The 16,913-nt window shown below is 63.6% G+C and carries 20 protein-coding genes and 2 pseudogenes; 11 read left to right on the forward strand and 11 right to left on the reverse strand.

Annotated elements, in window-relative coordinates; translation table 11 throughout:
- Positions 1-45: 45 nt before the first annotated feature.
- The 4 genes from ACP15I_RS14890 to ACP15I_RS14905 are packed head-to-tail and all read right to left on the reverse strand — an operon-like array spanning position 46 to position 4,023.
- Positions 46-861 (reverse strand): hypothetical protein, encoded by an 816-nt coding sequence (locus ACP15I_RS14890; RefSeq protein ID WP_424975700.1) that lies wholly within the window; start codon positions 859-861, stop codon positions 46-48.
- Between the two features lie 10 nt (positions 862-871).
- Complete coding sequence (locus tag ACP15I_RS14895; RefSeq protein ID WP_424975701.1) at positions 872-2,236, reverse strand: caspase family protein; 1,365 nt, start codon at positions 2,234-2,236, stop codon at positions 872-874.
- 4 nt (positions 2,237-2,240) lie between these two features.
- Positions 2,241-3,254, reverse strand: coding sequence for a TAXI family TRAP transporter solute-binding subunit (locus ACP15I_RS14900; protein WP_424975702.1), 1,014 nt, complete (start codon positions 3,252-3,254; stop codon positions 2,241-2,243).
- 10 nt (positions 3,255-3,264) lie between these two features.
- The gene (locus ACP15I_RS14905; protein ID WP_424975703.1) at positions 3,265-4,023 is read right to left on the reverse strand and encodes a hypothetical protein; all 759 of its coding nucleotides are present in this window, start codon (positions 4,021-4,023) and stop codon (positions 3,265-3,267) included.
- Between the two features lie 211 nt (positions 4,024-4,234).
- Here ACP15I_RS14905 and ACP15I_RS14910 point away from each other — a divergent pair, with 211 nt between their 5' ends.
- The 8 genes and pseudogenes from ACP15I_RS14910 to ACP15I_RS14945 all read left to right on the forward strand — a co-directional run bounded on the left by ACP15I_RS14910 (position 4,235) and on the right by ACP15I_RS14945 (position 10,988).
- On the forward strand, positions 4,235-4,882 hold the full coding sequence (locus ACP15I_RS14910; protein WP_424975704.1) for a hypothetical protein: 648 nt from the start codon (positions 4,235-4,237) through the stop codon (positions 4,880-4,882).
- A complete protein-coding gene (locus ACP15I_RS14915; protein WP_424975705.1) occupies positions 4,870-5,964 on the forward strand; it encodes a DUF4384 domain-containing protein in 1,095 nt (364 codons plus the stop codon). The genes ACP15I_RS14910 and ACP15I_RS14915 overlap by 13 nt, the downstream gene beginning before the upstream one ends.
- A 27-nt stretch (positions 5,965-5,991) precedes the next feature.
- On the forward strand, positions 5,992-6,540 hold the full coding sequence (locus ACP15I_RS14920) for an OmpA family protein (RefSeq protein ID WP_424965326.1): 549 nt from the start codon (positions 5,992-5,994) through the stop codon (positions 6,538-6,540).
- A gap of 25 nt (positions 6,541-6,565) precedes the next feature.
- Positions 6,566-8,071 (forward strand): caspase family protein, encoded by a 1,506-nt coding sequence (locus ACP15I_RS14925; protein ID WP_424965327.1) that lies wholly within the window; start codon positions 6,566-6,568, stop codon positions 8,069-8,071.
- Between the two features lie 446 nt (positions 8,072-8,517).
- Positions 8,518-9,213: an EF-hand domain-containing protein gene (locus ACP15I_RS14930; RefSeq protein ID WP_424975706.1), complete on the forward strand. Its 696-nt coding sequence runs from the start codon at positions 8,518-8,520 to the stop codon at positions 9,211-9,213.
- A gap of 51 nt (positions 9,214-9,264) precedes the next feature.
- Positions 9,265-10,038, forward strand: a complete 774-nt coding sequence (locus tag ACP15I_RS14935) for a sensor histidine kinase (protein ID WP_424975707.1) — start codon at positions 9,265-9,267, stop codon at positions 10,036-10,038.
- Between the two features lie 36 nt (positions 10,039-10,074).
- Positions 10,075-10,254, forward strand: a pseudogene (locus tag ACP15I_RS14940) (ATP-binding protein); the annotation flags it as partial.
- An 80-nt stretch (positions 10,255-10,334) separates the two neighbouring features.
- A complete protein-coding gene (locus ACP15I_RS14945) occupies positions 10,335-10,988 on the forward strand; it encodes a response regulator transcription factor (RefSeq protein WP_424975708.1) in 654 nt (217 codons plus the stop codon).
- A 488-nt stretch (positions 10,989-11,476) separates the two neighbouring features.
- Here ACP15I_RS14945 and ACP15I_RS14950 read toward each other — a convergent pair.
- From ACP15I_RS14950 to ACP15I_RS14975, 6 genes and pseudogenes are all read right to left on the reverse strand, one after another.
- Positions 11,477-11,680: pseudogene (locus ACP15I_RS14950) on the reverse strand (outer membrane lipoprotein-sorting protein); the annotation flags it as partial.
- A 15-nt stretch (positions 11,681-11,695) separates the two neighbouring features.
- A complete protein-coding gene (locus tag ACP15I_RS14955; protein WP_424975761.1) occupies positions 11,696-11,866 on the reverse strand; it encodes a hypothetical protein in 171 nt (56 codons plus the stop codon).
- Positions 11,842-12,021, reverse strand: coding sequence for a hypothetical protein (locus ACP15I_RS14960; protein WP_424975709.1), 180 nt, complete (start codon positions 12,019-12,021; stop codon positions 11,842-11,844). The genes ACP15I_RS14955 and ACP15I_RS14960 overlap by 25 nt, the downstream gene beginning before the upstream one ends.
- Positions 11,945-12,268: a hypothetical protein gene (locus ACP15I_RS14965; RefSeq protein ID WP_424975762.1), complete on the reverse strand. Its 324-nt coding sequence runs from the start codon at positions 12,266-12,268 to the stop codon at positions 11,945-11,947. The genes ACP15I_RS14960 and ACP15I_RS14965 overlap by 77 nt, the downstream gene beginning before the upstream one ends.
- Entirely contained in the window at positions 12,268-12,615 is a 348-nt protein-coding gene (locus tag ACP15I_RS14970; RefSeq protein WP_424975710.1) for an MMPL family transporter, read from the reverse strand. The genes ACP15I_RS14965 and ACP15I_RS14970 overlap by 1 nt, the downstream gene beginning before the upstream one ends.
- 216 nt (positions 12,616-12,831) lie before the next feature.
- Positions 12,832-13,041 carry a hypothetical protein gene (locus ACP15I_RS14975; protein ID WP_424975711.1) on the reverse strand — a complete coding sequence of 70 codons (210 nt, stop codon included), beginning with the start codon at positions 13,039-13,041 and terminating at the stop codon, positions 12,832-12,834.
- 283 nt (positions 13,042-13,324) lie between these two features.
- On the opposite strand from ACP15I_RS14975, the gene ACP15I_RS14980 reads away from it, so the two are divergent.
- Positions 13,325-13,819: a hypothetical protein gene (locus ACP15I_RS14980; RefSeq protein WP_424975712.1), complete on the forward strand. Its 495-nt coding sequence runs from the start codon at positions 13,325-13,327 to the stop codon at positions 13,817-13,819.
- 15 nt (positions 13,820-13,834) lie between these two features.
- Here ACP15I_RS14980 and ACP15I_RS14985 read toward each other — a convergent pair whose 3' ends face one another.
- A complete protein-coding gene (locus ACP15I_RS14985) occupies positions 13,835-14,752 on the reverse strand; it encodes a LysR family transcriptional regulator (RefSeq protein ID WP_424975713.1) in 918 nt (305 codons plus the stop codon).
- A gap of 82 nt (positions 14,753-14,834) precedes the next feature.
- Between ACP15I_RS14985 and ACP15I_RS14990 the strand changes: the two genes are divergently transcribed.
- Positions 14,835-15,722: a DMT family transporter gene (locus ACP15I_RS14990; RefSeq protein ID WP_424975714.1), complete on the forward strand. Its 888-nt coding sequence runs from the start codon at positions 14,835-14,837 to the stop codon at positions 15,720-15,722.
- Positions 15,723-15,787: 65 nt separating this feature from the next.
- Positions 15,788-16,228 carry a GNAT family N-acetyltransferase gene (locus tag ACP15I_RS14995; protein WP_424975715.1) on the forward strand — a complete coding sequence of 147 codons (441 nt, stop codon included), beginning with the start codon at positions 15,788-15,790 and terminating at the stop codon, positions 16,226-16,228.
- Positions 16,229-16,913: the final 685 nt, after the last annotated feature.

The raw sequence follows: 16,913 nt of genomic DNA on the forward strand, positions 1-16,913 counted from the left end.
TTTGCCGGGGCGGGCTCTGCTGCAGGTTCGGGCTTGCTGGGAAAGTCAGTTGGCATCAGAGGCCGGCGGTGGCAGCGTGATGCGCGAGCGGAAGATCCGCGCCTCCGGCCGATGGGGCTGAACCACCTCGAGCCGGACCTCGTAGAGCATGAACTCGTTCGACCGCACCGTGTCGATGTTCAACCGGCAATCGTAACCCCGGTCCACACGCTCGGTTTCGACGCATTCGAACCGTTTCAGATAGTCTTCGGATACCTCGCCGGTCTCCCTGACGCCGTAGAGGGTCGCGTCGATCTGTGCATTGCCGATTTCGAACACCGCGAGCAGCGTATCCGCCTCGTCGGAGAAGAACATGGGCACGTAGTAGCTGGAGCGGCGCGATGTGCAATCGGGCGCGAGAAAGCCGCGCATGAGCATCAGGGCCTCGGAATACTGGTTGTCGATATGCTGACTGCTGATCTTGGTGATGACCTCGGTCTTGGCCGTGTCGCCGTCCTGAAGCTCGCTCAAGCTGACGCTGGTGCCGATCGCCTCGTAAAACCCGTTGATCGTGCGCACCTCGGCGCACAGTTTGACACCCGCATCCTTGGTGATGGCCGCCGGCAGAAGGATCGGCGCGAAATCCAGCGTTTTCATCTCGATCTTGTGGTCTTCGTCCTCGTTGCGGATCAGCTGGAACGCCGAGAACAATGTGTTGGTCCGGATGGCCAGTCGCGCATTGCCCGACATGGTGCCGGTGCCCGCATTCACATTCTCGGTAAGCTCCAGGGGTCGCGGGACCTGCCAGCTGTTGAATTCCTGAGCCTGCAGGGACGTGACCATCCCGGCCATGCAGAAACCGACTGCGAGAGACTTCAGCATGGGCATCTCCTTAGAAATTTCGTGGCTCGAACCCGGAGGCTGGCAGGCTGCCATCGGTGCGCCGCCAGCCAAAGACGAACTTGCTGCCTTCGGCAAAGTAGTGGCGCGCCAGCATGTCCTGAAAGATATCAAGGGATTGAAATGAGAACCGCTGGCGCGGCTGCCCCTGCAGGACGACATTTGCCATGGCAATCCGGTCCTGGGACCGGAACGACGACGCAGTATTGGTTTCGGACACGATCACGCTCTTGGCGTCCGCATCAAAGCCGAGCTTGAGGATGCCGAGATCGCCCAGCGCCGCCTCGAGAATGCAGGCCCGCAAGGCCGCCCCATCCGGCCCGTCCTCGGCCGATCCCGCGGCGGCTCGCAGGGCAAGCGCCTCGTCCCGCTTGGCCGGATCCACGCGGCAGAGCTGCGCATTGCGCCGCCAGTCCGCGCCGTCGGTCTGGGCAACCTCCCCTGCTGCGGGGCTCTGGGACAGAGAGAACCCGCCGCTGATCGTATCGTAGAGAACGTGAGGGATCTGCCGCCAACCCAAGGGCGGCAAGCCACGATCACTGGCGGCAAAGGTGCTTTGCTGCTCGACCTCCAGGCGCACTTCGGTGAAGAGGCTCAGAAGCGGGCGGTCATCCTCGATCTTCGGAATGAAGTTCCGGGAGAACAGGGAATAGAGCGGTGCCTCGGGCTCCAGCCCAAGGCCAAGTGCGCCGCCGGCTGGCTCCCGTTCGCTGTTATCCATGATGTCATAGGCGATGCCCCGGGGCGACGAACTGTAGAGCACGAGGATCTCGTTGCCGGCATCGTCAAAGCGCGGGCGGACCGGGGCGCGCGACGCCTCAGAAACCAGGGGTTCATCGCCACAGGCGTTGATGATCAGGATGATCCGCGCAGGCCGTCCGATATTGAGCTTGCGGATCACGTTCTCAAGCGTGATCGACCCGGCGCGCATATCCCCGATCGACCGGTATCGCTCGCCGGTTTCAGGCACCCCGACGAGGAAGTTCTCGCCGCCATCGGTGAACCCGTGGCCGTTGAAGATGAACAGCACCTCGGACCCTTCGGTCACCCGCGTCGAGGCCGCGTCCAGATCATTTTCCAGCGATCTGCGCGACCGGTCGGAGAAGGACTCGTTGATCACGGTCCATCCGACGCTTTCCAGCGCGTCCACATAGCCCAGCGCGTCATTGCGCGGCGTCAGCAGGTTCAGCGGCGAGCCGTTGATCGCCACGTTGTCACTGCTGCTTTCATAGGATTGGTTGCCGATCACGAAGGCCAACCGATCCGGCGCAACCTGTGCAATGGCCGAGACCGCCCCGAAGACGATCAGACCGAGCCCCGCCAGAGCACTCCGGAAGATATGCGGGCCCGCGGCCAATGCTCTAGCGTCCGTTCAGGACACGGGCGGCGCATTTGTAGATGTCTTTCCGGTTGCCCGCTTCCACCAGATTGACCTCCCGCCATTTCGGATGGCTGCCCGAAATCGGATTTTTCCGGTCCTCGAGCCCATCCCGAATTGCACGGGTCACCTGCGCGATCAAATCGCAATAGGGATTGTCCTCGTCATAATCGAAAGTGACCAGCAATGCCGTGACCGCGAGCGTTTCCACGTCTTCCTCAAGCCAGGGATATTGGTCACGGGTCAGCAGAGCCTTGCGATAGGGCGATTCCGCGCTGTCCAGAAGCGAGGCGTATTCCTTAATGGGCAACAGCTCCAATTCTTGATCCGGGGTGATCGACTTGCCCAGACTGCTTGGCGCGCCCGAGACGTCGAACACGACATCATAGCCAAGCCCGATATTCGGCAGGCCCAGTTCGACGGAAAAATTCTCCCAGTTCGCGGTCTGGTCCGAATGGCCCAACTGCTCGAAGAGCCAGCGCGATGTCAGGTTCGTGCCACTGGTCTCCCCCCCGGCGTTCACCTGCACCTGACCGTTCAGGATGTCGCCCACCGAGTTCATGTCCCAGGACTGGTGCGCATAGACATGGATCTCTTCCCCATAGAGCGGCATCACCACCTTGATGCGATCCACCACGCTCTTGAGCACTTCGTTGCCCTCTGCGCGCACGCGCAACTGGTCGAGCACGTCGGCCTGAACCAGCGCCAGCTGGAAATACTGCTGCGTGTCATGACCTTCATATCCGATCAGACGCTTGAGGTTCTGCACCGAGCCGCCACTGGGCACGATTTCAAACCGAACCGAGGGCAGCATGGCCGCGATCTCGCGGGCGAAGCGGGTATAGGTGCCGTTCTCCGATCCGGTGGTGATCGTCAGATACAGCTCTTCATCCTGCGCCAGCGCCGCCGGGCTCGACAGCGACAGGGCCAGTGCCGCCCCGGCCAAGAACACGCGAGCCTGCCGTCCGAGTGAAGATAGAATTGTGCCACGTGACATGAGCACCCCCTTAGCGCGCGTAGAAGTCTGATTTATCGGCGTAAACGAGGCCATACCCCGCATGCACCAACATGATGGTCTCCGGATCCGGCTCGACCGTTTCGATGACGATGACAATGTCGCCCGAACCGTTGGTCTGTCCGACCGGCTCGGAGGTCGGGTCGGGATCCGCCGTCAGCGACAGAGCGGCGGGCGCCTCGTCCAGAGTGATCCGCGCAACCTGCCCCAGATCGAAGGCGCGGTTGCGTTCAAGCTCCATCACGAAACGCCGCATGACATCGCCCCGCAGAGCAACCGCATCCAGCCGGTCCAGCACCTCCTGCAGCCCTTCGAGCTGCGCAGCGATCTCGGGAGAGGACCGGCCGAACGTGTCCTGGCGACTTCTGAGGCGATCATAGTCCTTGCGGACGATCTCAACCCGCGCGGCGAGCGCGTCGCGCTGATCCTTGAGCCGCGCCAGATCCCACTCGAATAGCCCGACGAGGTCGTTATTGTCCCGCTTCGGTGCACATTGATAGGCGAATTTCTCTTTTTCGAGCTCCGGAATATCTGCGCAATTCCCCGCGGTCGGCGGGGCCACGAACCACACCCAAGCCCGGCTTTTCTCGATCTCGAGCCGCTCCCGGCGCAGGGCCTCGCGCGCCTCCAGATAGAGCGGCAGGGCCCGCAGGTACTCGAACCCGCATTCGGTCCGAAATTTCGGCCATTCCAGCAGCGGAACGTCCTGGCAGGACTGGATCTGAACCGGGCCGCCTATCTGCGCCAGCAACCCGTCGGAGGTTTGCGATGCTTGACTTGAAAACGGGAAAAAAGATGCCGCAAAAAGCGCCAGAAAACCCAGAATTCCAGATCGCGGAATGATCAAAATTAAGAACACCTTCACCGATCGTTGCGGCGTATCAAAGGTCAAACTATCATCAACTCATCTTTAAGTTTCAATCGATTCGTCTTTCATCGCAACTGTAAATGAGCCATTGAGAGTGATACGCGCAATTGACGTTTTAGCAGCGGGCTTTCTGATCTTCAGCGCGGGAAACGCTCTGGCACAGCAGATTGTCAGCGATGACGACATGGCGACGCTCGACCTTTCATCGATCGACAGGACTATCGATCAGATCGCCTCGCAGGTAGAGCTCCTGAAAGGGGCAGGGTCCGGAGCGGCCTCGGCGCTTGGTCCCGCGCCGACGGAGCCGGAAACGACCGAGACCGTGGTGTATCGGACGGATCGTGCGCGCTCCAACGCGCTGTGCTTCCGGGATTCCGATACCGGGCATGACACGCTCGGGGCGCTCGATGGGTATTTCGAAACCGTCGAGGCCCTGATCGGCACCGTGGACACAACCGTGGTCGCCTTTGACGGGCTCAAGGGCATTCACCAGCAGGGATCATGCCCAAAATTCATGCGCGATATGCTGACGACCCTGGACCGGCAGCTTGCCTCGGTGTCACGGCGGGATCTGAGCGATCTCGTGTTTCATCTTGAGACCTGCTGGCCCGATGAAGGCGCAACCGAAGCAGATGGGAGCGTGTTGGACATGGATGCCCGCTATGCCCGGGCCCGCACGAGCCTGAATTCCTACCGACGCAGTCAGCGCGGTTTCCGGGAGGCTGCGGCATGGTGCGAGTGACCCTGACCGCCCTGGCGATGCTCGCCGCACCGCTCGCCCCGGTGGCCGCACAACAGAGCGAGGCCCTGCGCGAGGTCCGCACCCTCGTGAACGAGGCGAACCGCCAGGTGCTCGAGATGCAGATCGCCATCGAAGAGATCGAAGCCAATCTCTCGCGATGGGAGGCCGGCATGCGCCGAGCCAGCGCCACCGGCAGCATCCGCCCGGTCCTGTCGACAAGCGCGTCGGATGATCTGAGCGATCTGGCAGAACAGATTGCCGACCACCCCAGTGTCGCGATTGCCGATGGCACCTGCCGCGATGATCTGCGCGCCATGGGGCGGCAGGACCTGCTGGACAGTTCGCTGGCCCGCCTGCCCGCGTTGAGCGAATGCGCCGCGCGGATCGCGCCCCGCGTCCGGATCGATCTGCCCTATGAATGCGCCAGCCTGTTCTGGCAGGTGTCCGCAACGGGGGACCTGAACCTGACGGGGCATGTGCAGGACCCCGGCGATCTCGCCGAGTTGCAGACGCGCTTCGGCCCTGCCTTGACCGAGAATGTCGTCGCCCGCCCCTTCCCGGTCTGCTCGGCGCTCGAAGCGCTGGAGCTGCCGCTGACCTCGGACAAGAAACCGGCGATCCGCATGTTGAGCGGGAAGTCCCGCATCCCCTACAATGACAGTCTCGCCTTCGAGGTGGTGACCCCGGATTTCTACGCCTTCGTCTACCTCGCCTATCTGCAGGCGGACGGGACGGTGGTAAACCTGCTGCCGCGGCGAAGCTTCATCCGCAAGCAACACCCGCCGCGCACGGTCCTGCGCTTTGGCGATGGCCAGGAGGGGCGTCAGACCTATACCGCCACGGCTCCGGCCGGGACCGAAGCGATCATCGGCATCGCCTCGCGCAGCCCCATCGACGCGCTCGAGGATCTCGAGCAGGGGGCCTCCGGCCAATACCCCGCCCGGGATGCCAGCGGACGCATCCTGGATCAGTCCGTGTTTCTCGACCTTTTGAACTCAAGTCTGGATGACGAGTTCGAACAGGGCAGCGGGCGACGCGAAATTTCCGCAGAAGTGCTTCATTTGACCGTTATTCCCGGTTGACCCAGCCCACCCATGAGGAGGCCCTTGATGACGACACTATCCAGACTGCTCGCGATGACACTGTGCATTTTTCTGGCGATGCCTGCCGCCGCTCAGGGGTTCAAGGACAGCCAGGCGATCCTGCAACAGCTGATGCCGCAGAATACCGGGCCGATGGTGCGCTCGATGAATTCGGTGGCCAAGCGCGGGATCAACATTCAGGGCCCGTTGCCGCCCATGGTGGACCTGCCCAAGGTGGACCTCACCGTGAATTTCGAGCTGGGTTCCGCGCTCTTGACCAATGACGGGATGCTCGCCCTGCGCTCGCTGGCCAAGGCGCTGCACCATCCCAGTGTCCAGAACATGACCTTTCAGGTGGCTGGCCATACGGATGGACGCGGGGATGCGCTGATGAATCAGCGCCTCTCGGAGCGGCGCGCCCAGGCGGTGGTGGAATTCCTGACTGTGCATTTCGAGATCCCGCCGGGAACGCTCATTCCCATCGGCTATGGGTTCTCCCGCCCGATGGATCCGACGAACCTGCTCAATCCGCTGAACCGGCGGGTCGAGATCATCAATCTGCAACCCTTGTCCTGACGGGCACACAAAAGGAGACGTTCGAATGCTGAGAACCCTGAAATCCATCTTTGTGTGCATGGCCCTGGTTGTCACCGCTCACACGGCTAGCGCCTCGGTCGAGCGCAAGGTCGCCCTCGTGATCGGCAATGGCGCCTATATGCATGCCAGCCCCCTGACCAACCCCGTGAATGACGCCCAGGCCATGTCGAACAAGCTCGAAGCGCTCGGCTTTGAGACCTATACGGGCTTTGATCTGGACAAGTTCGGAATGGAACGGCTGCTGCGCGACTTCTCGCGCGCCTCCCGGGCCAGTGATGTGAACGTGTTCTTCTATGCCGGCCATGGGATGTCGGTGAACGGCGTGAACTATCTGGTGCCGGTGGATGCGGCGTTTCAGGATGAAACTGCGCTCGACTTCGAAGCGGTCGCGGTGGACTTCATCACCCGGCAGATGTCCTTGTCGGATGCGGTGAACCTCGTGTTCCTCGATGCCTGCCGGGACAATCCGCTGGCCAATACCCTGTCGCGTTCGATCGGCGGCGGCACGCGGTCGGCGGCGGTGGCCAATGGCCTGGCCGAGATGAAAGTGTCGAACACCGGCAAGGGCATGGCGATTGCCTTTGCCACCAGCCCGGGCGAGGTGGCGCTGGACGGCGAGGGCGTGAACTCGCCCTTCACCACTGCGCTGCTGAAGCATCTGGACGCCGAGAACACCGATATCGCCGAGGTGTTCACGCGGGTCACCGGGGATGTCTACAACTCCACCGACCAGCAACAGCGCCCCTGGCTGAACGTGTCCCTCACCGGGCCGGTCATGCTGAACCCTGTTGTGCGTCTGCAGCAGCCCGCTCCGACCGACCAGCTCGCCATGGCAACGCCTGCGCCGCAAGCCGCAGCCCCGGCGACGGGTCCCGGCACCCAGCGCCTCGAAGAGCAGAAACTGCTCTTTGATCTCGCCCGGGAAACCGGCGATGTGGATGACTACCGCGCCTATCTCGAGAGCTTCCCGCAAGGGCTCTACGCGAACAATGCGCGCCGGACGATCCGCAAGCTCGAGGGTGGCGCGGTGCAGAACACCCGGACACAGGCCGTGGCAGCCGTCGTAGCGCCGCCGGCAAATTCCCGCAGCGCCCAGATCAACGAGGTCGGGCCGCTCGTGCTGCCGGTTTCCGCGACCCTGCGGAGCCTGCCATCCAGCCAGGCGACCGAGTCCATGCTGGAGCTGGACCGGACCCGTCGAGGCAACATCCAGTCGCGCCTCAACGCAGCGGGCCACAATGTCGGCGGGGTCGACGGGCAATGGGGCCGCAAGACCCGGGCCGGGATTTCCAACTGGCAGCTGGCCAACGGACTGCCGCCCTCTGGCTATCTGAACGTGCCGCAATACCAGCTGCTCGTGTCGCAGACCGAGGGCCGTTACACGCCCTATACCGCCCCTGTCCGGAGCTCGAACTCCGGTGGCGGTGGCTCCAAGAGCAAGTCGAGCGGGGCCGGTGAGATCGGGGCCGCTCTGCTCGGTGTGGCGATCGGGACGATCCTCGCCAAGTAACAATTGGATGGGGGCAGGCCGTGCCCGCCCCCATCCGGTGGCGTGGTTCCGAAACCGGAACCACGCGGACCCGCCAGGCTGATGCCGAAGGCTTGAAATCCGCCAGCCAGCGCCGGGCGCGTCGCATCCCTCATTCTCTGATCCGCTGTCCTTGCTGGCGCGAGGATCCTCGGTGAGGATCCTTGACGGGCACGGCCCGTCTGCGGATGCCCGCATTCACTCTGTTCCTCCCCATACGTGACCCGCCGCCCGCGCAAGGCACGCCGCGCCCATTCCGCGCGATCCTTTGCCCCGTCCCGTGCCCCACAGCCAATGCCACCAGATCTGGCGCCGCAATGCCCTTCGTTCATCTGCCGTTCATCTGGGCGCATGGGCAGATGTCATGGCGCTATGGGATGGACAGAGGCTTGAGGCGATGCGATTCCCAAGAGGACAGAGTAGTCAGCATGTCAAAACCGAGTGGTGGACCGCGCAGAACGGCTGGACTGACGCGCTGCCTCGCCGTTCTGGTGACCTCGACACTCCTGACCGGCATCGGCGCGGACAGCAGTTGGGCCCAGACCGCAAGCTTCAGATCCGTGGACACCAATGGGGACCGGGTACTGGATTTCGACGAGTTGGTTGCCGCCTTCGGTGAGCGCGGGGCGCGCAGCCTGCTGTCCTCCATGGACCGAAACCGAAACGGGCAGATCACGTTTCCGGAGTTGCGGGGGCTGGATCGGGACAGCGCCAGCCTGCGCGACCGGGCGGTGGCCCGACGGGGACGGACTGCCGGGCTTCAGGCCCTGCTACAGGGCGGGCTCGCCCTGTCGGGCCTCGCGCTGTTCTGGGCCGCAGGCCAGATGGGTACCGCGCAGGCAACCCTTGCCGCGAGCCTGTCGGTTATGGCACTTGAGGAGGAGATGGAGGAGCTCGAACTGCTCGACGCCATCGAGGATGACATCCGCGCCGTGAATGCGGCGATCTCGAGCCTCACACGCTCCGGGGATCCGACTGAAACCTTCGTTCAGATCGAACGCCTCGCAGCGCTTCTGGATGGGGATATCGACGACCAGCTGGACAAGAAGATCAACGCAGCCCTCGAAGAGGAGCTGGAAGAAACCGAAGAGGTTCTGTTGAAGGCAGCCGCCTTCCGCGCCTGAAACAAGCGGCTGGTCTACGCGATTGTTCTGGTCGGGATCGCGACGCTGGTCGTGGCGCTGGTCTCGTTTGACGCGCAGATCCGCAAGCCGATCATCCGGCTCAAGGATGGGATCAACCGGCTGCGCGATGCCGAATATGCGAAGGCGGTCTATCTCGGCGGCAGCCGCGAGTTCCGGGATCTTGGCGGGGTTCTGAACCAGATGGGCGAAAAGCTCGCCGAGCGGGAGGCCAGCCGGGAAGAGCAGAAGCGCCGGCTGGAAGAGATGGTCGCGATCCGCACTGCGGAACTGAAGAGCCTCGTGGACAAACTCGAGATCGGGGAGGAAAACCGCAAGCCCCTGATGGCGGATATCAGTCACGAGCTCAGAACGCCGCTGGCCATCACTCTCGGGGAAGCGGACGTGACGTTGCGGACGGCGGGCAAGCTGAGTGAGGAGCTCTCGGATTCCCTCGCGCGCATCCGCGAGTCCGCCAAGCACACGAACCAGATCGTTGACGATATGCTTACCGTGGCCCGGTATGAAGCAGGACAGTTGCGGCTGGATCGGACGGAAACCGACCTGCGCAAAATCATGCATGATGCGGTTTCGATGCTCCCCAAAGCCGTACAGATCAAGATCCCCGATGCCCCGGTGATGGCCCGGGTCGATGAGGTGCGTCTGCGCCAGTCGATCCTTGCGCTCTCGCAGAATGCGCGCCGGTATGGTGGCCTGACGGTTTCGGTCGAACTGCTGGATGGAGAGACGGGACATATCATTGCCGTCGAGGATGATGGGCCCGGCCTCAACGCGGCCGAGAAATCGCAGGCCTTTGACCGGTTCTAACAGGGCTCCAACGTCTCGGGTCTTGGGACCGCAGGCAGCGGTCTGGGCCTGCCCGTCGTGAAATCCATCGTCGAGGCCCATGGCGGGACCGTCGAGTTGCAGGATCGGATGGGCGGAGGGCTGCGTGTGATCGTGGACCTGCCCAAGGAGGCTCCGATGCGCACCGTCGCTCCCGTGGTTCCGCGGAAATCCACCGGTTCAAACCTCCCGGAGTGACACAGAATGCTCAGACGCCCTATCCTTTCGCCCCGATCCGGCCATGTCCGGCCCTCAGCAAGCCCGTCGCGGAGCCAGGCATGAACATTCTGCTTGTCGAAGACGAAACCCGCGTGGCCGATTTCATTCGGCGCGGTCTGGCCGCGGAAGGGTGGTCCGTGGACCATGCACCGGATGGGGAAGAGGCGCTCGAGCATGCTGCCACCAACAGCTACGATGTCATCCTGCTGGATCTCATGCTGCCCGGCATTCAGGGCCAGGATGTGTGTCGCGAGCTGCGGGCCCGGAAATCCAAAACCCCGATCCTGATGCTCACGGCTCTGGACAGCCCGGAAGAAAAGGTCGAGGGCCTGACCATCGGGGCCGATGACTACCTCGCCAAGCCCTTCGATTTCGATGAACTTGTCGCCCGCGTCGAAGCACTGCATCGCCGGGCCAATGGCTATGAGACGGATGTCAACGAGACCCTGATTTCCAATGGCGCGATCAGTTTTGACCGGACATCCCTGCAAGTCACCGTCGAGGGCGTCGAAATCAGCCTGTCCAAGAAAGAGCGCGACCTGCTCTTGCTGTTTCTGACAAATGCCGGACGGATCCTGAACGCGGTCTGGGGGCTCAAGGCGGACCCATTGACCAATGTGGTCGATGTTTATGTGGGGCGGCTGCGCCGCAAGATGGTCCCCGAAGGCAAGCGCATCGTGGCCCTGCGCCATGTGGGTTACAGAATGACCTGACAAACCTGCGGCGATCCCTCTTGGATCGTGGCGACCGCACCGTGGAGGGATATCGCCCGCGACACCCCTATGTCGCCACACCCGGCTAAAAAAAAGCGCATCCAGCGGATCAGCAGGCGGAGTGCCGCGCGGCGGCCCGAAGCAGAGGATCGTCCTGCGCATCCACAGCCCGAAGCTCGAGTCCCAGCAGCTTCCTTTCGAAAAGCCTGCGTTGATACTCAAGGCTGTACCGTGTGCCGCCGTCAGTCACGTCGAAGATCGCCCCGGCCCGCAGCTCGGTATCGTCGCTATCGTCCCAGGTGATCCGGGTGCCAGGGAAGACGTCATCGTCGAAAGGGTTGCGGGAAACTGCGGCTTTTCAGGAAAGCCGGCAAACTCCAAGGCAACCTCCGGCGACGCCCGAAGGTTCTGCACGATGGCAACCCCGGCGAGCATGAGGACGCCGCAGAACGCGCCTCCCGGCAAGTGATCTCGGACCAGATCGCATGTCAGAGCCTGTCCAGTGCTGCTGGCTCGAAATCGCCCCGGCCCTGACGGGCAGCGAAGTCGAAAGGACCGGATTCCAGCACCGTGGCCTTGCCGGTCAGATGGTTGACCATGCTCTGCTTCTGCGCTCGCCAAACCGAGCCATAGCGCTTGTAATCGGTCAGGGTCGGCGCCTTGAGCTTCTGCCCACCGCGATCGAAGAAGACGAACTTGCGCGGCGGTCAGGTCTTGGTGTCGACATGGCGCAGCATGCGCGAATGACCCGAGCTGCGATAGGCGAGGATGCATTCGAGAATGCTCATCTCCACTCTGTCGATGGATGTCGTCACCAGATACCGATACTCGAACCTGCCCAGCTCGGAGATCGTCAAATCCTCGAAGGAGAATTCCAAGCCGACAAAAAAGTCCCAGACTTGTTGGCCGAGGAGATCCGTTTGAGCCGCGAGAGGCTAGGCGGGAACAGCCCTTGATCATCGGCGGCCGCGACCTTGGCATCGGACAGGAGCGCCGTGCCGTCCACATCGCCGGGGGAGAAGACCTGGATCATTGAGCGAGCTCCGTCCCCCCCGGCCCGATTTCTTTAGCGTGTCGATCTGCAATGCGCGGGTTGTGCGCGCGCCCGCCCGGTTCGTCAGGGTCATGGTGGCCGCGACAGAGCGCTTGCCGAAGCCCTTGTCGGATAGATCGCTCTTCTGGGCGCTGGCAGAGCCCTTCTCGGCGGCAGTTTGCGCGATACCGGCCAGCGGGATCAGAACGAGAGCGGTCGCACAGGCGACAATCGTGAGACGGGTCATCAGGAAGCCCCTTTCAAAGACGCCGTTGAGGTGGGAGCCTTGCGATTGCCGAGCACCAGAAGGCTTGGCAAAAGGAGGAAACTGACGAGCATCACCATCACGATGGCCATGGCGGACAATAGCCCGAGATCGGCGTTGAACTGGACGCTAGAGGTGACGAGCATGGCAAAGCCCCCGCTCAGGATAGTCGCGGTCGACAGGATCGCTGTCTCGGCCGTATCAAAGGCATCGGGAATGCCCACGGCAACGGTTCGGCCCTTTCCCCGGGGGGCACGCAGGTATTTCGACGGGCAATGCACCGTGAAATCGACCACGAGCCCGACGGCGACGGCCCCGGCGGCTGCCACAGAGAAACCGACCGTCCCCCAACAGCGCGGACCACAGGCCAAAGTTGATCAGGATTGGCAGCGCATTGGGCAAAAGGCTCATCAGCCCCACCCGCAGCGACCCGCAGGTCATCGACAGGATGCCGACATCGCAACGACGAGGTACACCGCGCCTTAGAACATCGCTTCGACATTGCGCTGAGCGACAAAGGCAAAGAGCTTCTCGGCACCGGCCACCTAGACCGTCGCCAGACCCTGCCCATTGGCAGCAAACTTGGCCTCCGCCTCGGCGATGAACTGGCGAGTCTCGGTGGTCGTTGCGTCGCGGGTCGTGGCCGGGTCCTCGCCATTCAGGTTTCGGTTCAGGCGGTTCAGGATGTCGGAAGTCGCGAAGGCGTGGGTGACAACAGTGTCCTGCGCACGCAGCCAGTGGGTGAAGTCGTCCACGATCCTAAGGAGCTCCGGATCCGTCGCCTGCCCGGTGCCCCGGAATCTATCACGAATTCCATGAGTTCAGTCCCGGAGAACGGCTTGGCCACCTCGACCGCTTGCCGAAATTCGAGTCGCGGCTAGAAGGACTTGGGTCCATTTATCGCTCACTTCGATCCGCGGGATGGAGGCCATGGCCAGCACCGCGAACACCGCCGTGGTGCCAAACACAGCCCCGCCCGGGTGGTGACCAGCGTGGCGCGCCGCTCGGTCCAGCCAGCGCTGGTGCGCGATCCGCCGGGTGAACCGCAAGGGCAGGATCGAGGCCAGCGCGGGCAAGGATGATCAGTTCATCGCACGCGTGACCGAAGGATATGCCGGTGCAGTCAATGCTTTGCTTGAGATCCGCACAGGGAAGGACCTGGGAGACGAGGCCAAGATCCGCGCCGCGATCAAAAGCCTCTATGACACGATTGTGGTCTCTCCTACCGGGCGGCTGTCACCCTTGGTCGCCGAAGTCTCCCGAACCATGCCCGCCGTCGCGCTGAGCTTTCACAGCGATGACATCGCGCATCAGTGCGCCGCCCTTGAGGATCTCGTGAGTGACGGGGTCGTCTTGGGCAGCTTCAAGGCACAGGATTTCGGCGTCGTCCCTCATCTCGTCATTGGTCCGAATGTGACCCTGTCCCTGTCGCGCGAGATGTTTGCGAAATTCGACGATCTGGAAGACCACTTTTCCGTCCACAAGCTCTGCGACGGGCAAATCGAGGCGATCATGGCCCTGCTGCGGGATTGAGACCGTGGTGGCGCGTCAGGCCGAAAGCTCCTCGCGCAGCCAGTCCAGCAATTGCTCGGTTTGCGGATGGGTCTGGCGCGCCGGGCCGCGAAATACCGACAGTTCAGTCGGACATTCGACCAGCGCGGTATAGGGACGGATCAGCTTGCCTTCGGCGATCAAGGCCTCGGTCGTCCTGCGCCATCCCAGGGCCACGCCCTGCCCCGCCACGGCCGCCTGCAGGGCCAGCGGATAGCTGTCGAACGGGGTCAGTCGCGGACGGCGCGCCTCGTCCACGCCGACCCGGACAAACCAGTCCTGCCACTCCATCCAGTCCTGCGGAGCCACCGCATGGGACAGGAGCGGAAGGGACAGCAGCGCTGCCGGGTCCAGCGGCAGGGCGCGATCTGCGACCAGACCCGGCGCACAAACCGGAAAGATATCATCAGCGGCCGTGAACATCCGCCGGGCCGTGCCCGAAGGACGCCCGGTGGTCTGCAGCGCCACATCAAACGCCTCGCCGCTTTCGGTCAGGGGGATCAAGCTGGACACCACTCGCAGCTCGGTACCCGGATGGCGCTCGTGAAACCGGGGCAAGCGCGGCATCAGCCAGTAGAACGCCTCGCACAGCTGGCAATGGAGCACGAGCTCGGTCTTGCGTCTGCGGTGTTGCAATCCCGCGATCTCTTCGCTGATCTCAGACAAGGCCGCGCTGACCACCCGCCCGAGGCGCTTGCCGCTCTCGGTGAGGAACACCGCACGGTTGCGCCGTTCGAACAGGGGCACGCCGATCTCGCGTTCGAAGGCGGCGATCTGTTTGCTGATCGCGGTCTGGGTCATGCCCAGCTCATCCGCCGCGCGCGAGAAGCTTTCCAGTCGGGCAGCGGCTTCAAAGGGTTTCAGGCGCGAGAGGGGCGGCAGGGACATGGCGGACCATCCATTCCATTTGGTCATGCTAATCGCATGAGAACTCCTTTTTCATTTGCGATCATACATGATTTCCCTGCCACAGCGAGACAAAGCTGAGAGGCCCCGCATGACATCCCGCCCTCACCCCATCGAGACGCGCCACGCGGTGCTGGCGATCCTTCTCTCCGTTGCGGCCCTGTCCCTCGGGGATGCGGTGATCAAGGCGACCGGGCTGGCCCTGCCCCTGTGGCAGATGCTGATCCTGCGCTCCGCGCTGGTGGCGCCGGTCCTGTGGTGGCTGGCACGGCGCGGGGGCGGGCCGGTTCTGCGCCGCCCCCACTGGGCGCTGCTGCGCGCGGGGCTGCTCGTGGCCATGTGGCTCTGCTACTATACGGCCCTGCCCCTGATGCCGCTATCACTGGCAGCGGCGGCGTATTACACGGGGCCGCTGTTCATCGTGGTGCTGGCCGCTCTGGTGGCGCGCCGCTGGCCGCGTCGCCAAGCACTGCTGGCCATTCTTGCGGGCTTCATCGGGGTTCTGATGATCATTCGCCCGGACATGTCGGGCTTTGCGCCGGGCACGCTGCTGCCGGTGCTCGCGGCCGTGCTCTATGCCGCCGCCATGGTGCTGACCGCCGCCACATGCCGGGAGGAGAACCCCTTTGGCCTCGCCCTTGTGCTGAACCTGAGCTTCATCCTGGGCGGCTTGGTCCTCGGGCTCTTTTCCGGCCGCGAGGGGTCGTTCATGCTCGGCCCATGGCAGAGCGTCGATCTGAGACTGCTGATCACCGTCGCGGGGCTCGCGCTGTTGATCCTGATCGGCAGTGTCGGCGCGGCCATCGCCTATCAGAAGGGCCCACCCGCCACCGTGGCCGCGTTCGATTACAGCTATCTGGTCTTCAGCCTGATCTGGGGCGCGCTGGTCTTCGCCGAGGTGCCGGGGCGCGTGGCGCTGCTGGGCATCGCGCTGATCCTCGTTGCGGGCCTCTTCGCCCTGCCGGGCCGAAAGAACTAGGCGGGAGCACGACGACGCGCAGCCGGGCTCTGGCCCTTGCGGCGCGCCAGCGCTATGCCATCCGCATGGAGAACTTGAATGTCACGTCGGCCGATGGGATCGACCCCGAGATCCTCGCCGCGATGCGGGTCGAGGCCATGCGGCCCAGCCTCGAAGCGGTTGGTCGCTTCGACCCCGAGAGCGCGCGCCAGCGGTTCCTCGACAGCTACAGCGCGGCGGATACGCGGCTGATCCATGCGGGCCATGTCCTGATCGGGTTTTACGTTCTGCGGCAATTGCCCGACCACATCTACCTCAATCACATCTATATCGAGGCCGCGCATCAGGGCGGCGGCGCCGGGCGCAGCATCCTGACCACGATCCAGGATCAAGCCCGCGCGGCGGGACTGCCGGTGCGCCTGCGCGCCTTGGGGGGCAGCCCCGCCAATGACTTCTATGCCTCTTGCGGGTTTGTTTGCGAGCGCTCGGATGCGCTGGACAACTACTATATCTGGGAGCCGACCTGAGCACCGGTCGGGCCGCATCTGGATCATGCGCCCCAGGCTCTCCGCCTGCCCAGGGTGGTGGAGGTTGATCTGACGCCGCATACTGGCCGCGTTGCGGGCCGTAGTCAGATCGCACCGTCAGGCAGGGACCGCACACCCGGCACCGCAGCCCGGCGCGTCCGGCAACCCCGGTGATCAGCCACACCTCGATCGCAGGCCAGGGGCGCATGCCGGCCCCGAACGGGGTCGGGCCAAGCCTCTCGGGGTCTGCGAAATCGAACAAAGCCCGGTCGAAGCTGTTGCTCCGCAAGGCACCCGGGGCGTCGAGCTCAAGCGGGGTGCCGCCCAGCGCCGCGCGGGACAATTGTGGTCGCGGCGGAGGTCCCATTGTCGGTGAGCCCGAAAAATGGACCGCTCACCGCGCCCGCGGCAGCGTTGGGAGAACAGGGTCCGGCCTCGAAAGACTATGTGAAGTCTGGCGTTGACACAGAACCGATGTCCGACCCCAAGGCCAAACCGGCAGCACAAATAGTCCCCGCCTCGCGCAGCTCTGCAACCTTGAGCATGTCGGCCCCATACGCTCCCGACCCGACCCGGAGAGCGCGCAAACCGTCGCGCCCCTCTCGTAGCCCCCCTGTCGCACCAGCCACGGGAAACGCGCGCCAACACTGGTCGAAGGTCCAGTATTCCCTCTTTTTTCGCCTGT

The organism is Dinoroseobacter sp. S124A (assembly GCF_049801015.1).
GTDB lineage: Bacteria > Pseudomonadota > Alphaproteobacteria > Rhodobacterales > Rhodobacteraceae > Dinoroseobacter.

Bases quoted from the DNA above. Each gene is read 5' to 3' on its own strand.
- ACP15I_RS14890 (WP_424975700.1), bottom strand. From the start codon at position 861: ATGCTGAAGTCTCTCGCAGTCGGTTTCTGCATGGCCGGGATGGTCACG.
- ACP15I_RS14900 (WP_424975702.1), bottom strand. From the start codon at position 3,254: ATGTCACGTGGCACAATTCTATCTTCACTCGGACGGCAGGCTCGCGTG.
- ACP15I_RS14915 (WP_424975705.1), top strand. From the start codon at position 4,870: ATGGTGCGAGTGACCCTGACCGCCCTGGCGATGCTCGCCGCACCGCTC.
- ACP15I_RS14920 (WP_424965326.1), top strand. From the start codon at position 5,992: ATGACGACACTATCCAGACTGCTCGCGATGACACTGTGCATTTTTCTG.
- ACP15I_RS14925 (WP_424965327.1), top strand. From the start codon at position 6,566: ATGCTGAGAACCCTGAAATCCATCTTTGTGTGCATGGCCCTGGTTGTC.
- ACP15I_RS14930 (WP_424975706.1), top strand. From the start codon at position 8,518: ATGTCAAAACCGAGTGGTGGACCGCGCAGAACGGCTGGACTGACGCGC.
- ACP15I_RS14945 (WP_424975708.1), top strand. From the start codon at position 10,335: ATGAACATTCTGCTTGTCGAAGACGAAACCCGCGTGGCCGATTTCATT.
- ACP15I_RS14960 (WP_424975709.1), bottom strand. From the start codon at position 12,021: ATGATCCAGGTCTTCTCCCCCGGCGATGTGGACGGCACGGCGCTCCTG.
- ACP15I_RS14965 (WP_424975762.1), bottom strand. From the start codon at position 12,268: ATGACCCGTCTCACGATTGTCGCCTGTGCGACCGCTCTCGTTCTGATC.
- ACP15I_RS14985 (WP_424975713.1), bottom strand. From the start codon at position 14,752: ATGACCAAATGGAATGGATGGTCCGCCATGTCCCTGCCGCCCCTCTCG.
- ACP15I_RS14990 (WP_424975714.1), top strand. From the start codon at position 14,835: ATGACATCCCGCCCTCACCCCATCGAGACGCGCCACGCGGTGCTGGCG.
- ACP15I_RS14995 (WP_424975715.1), top strand. From the start codon at position 15,788: ATGGAGAACTTGAATGTCACGTCGGCCGATGGGATCGACCCCGAGATC.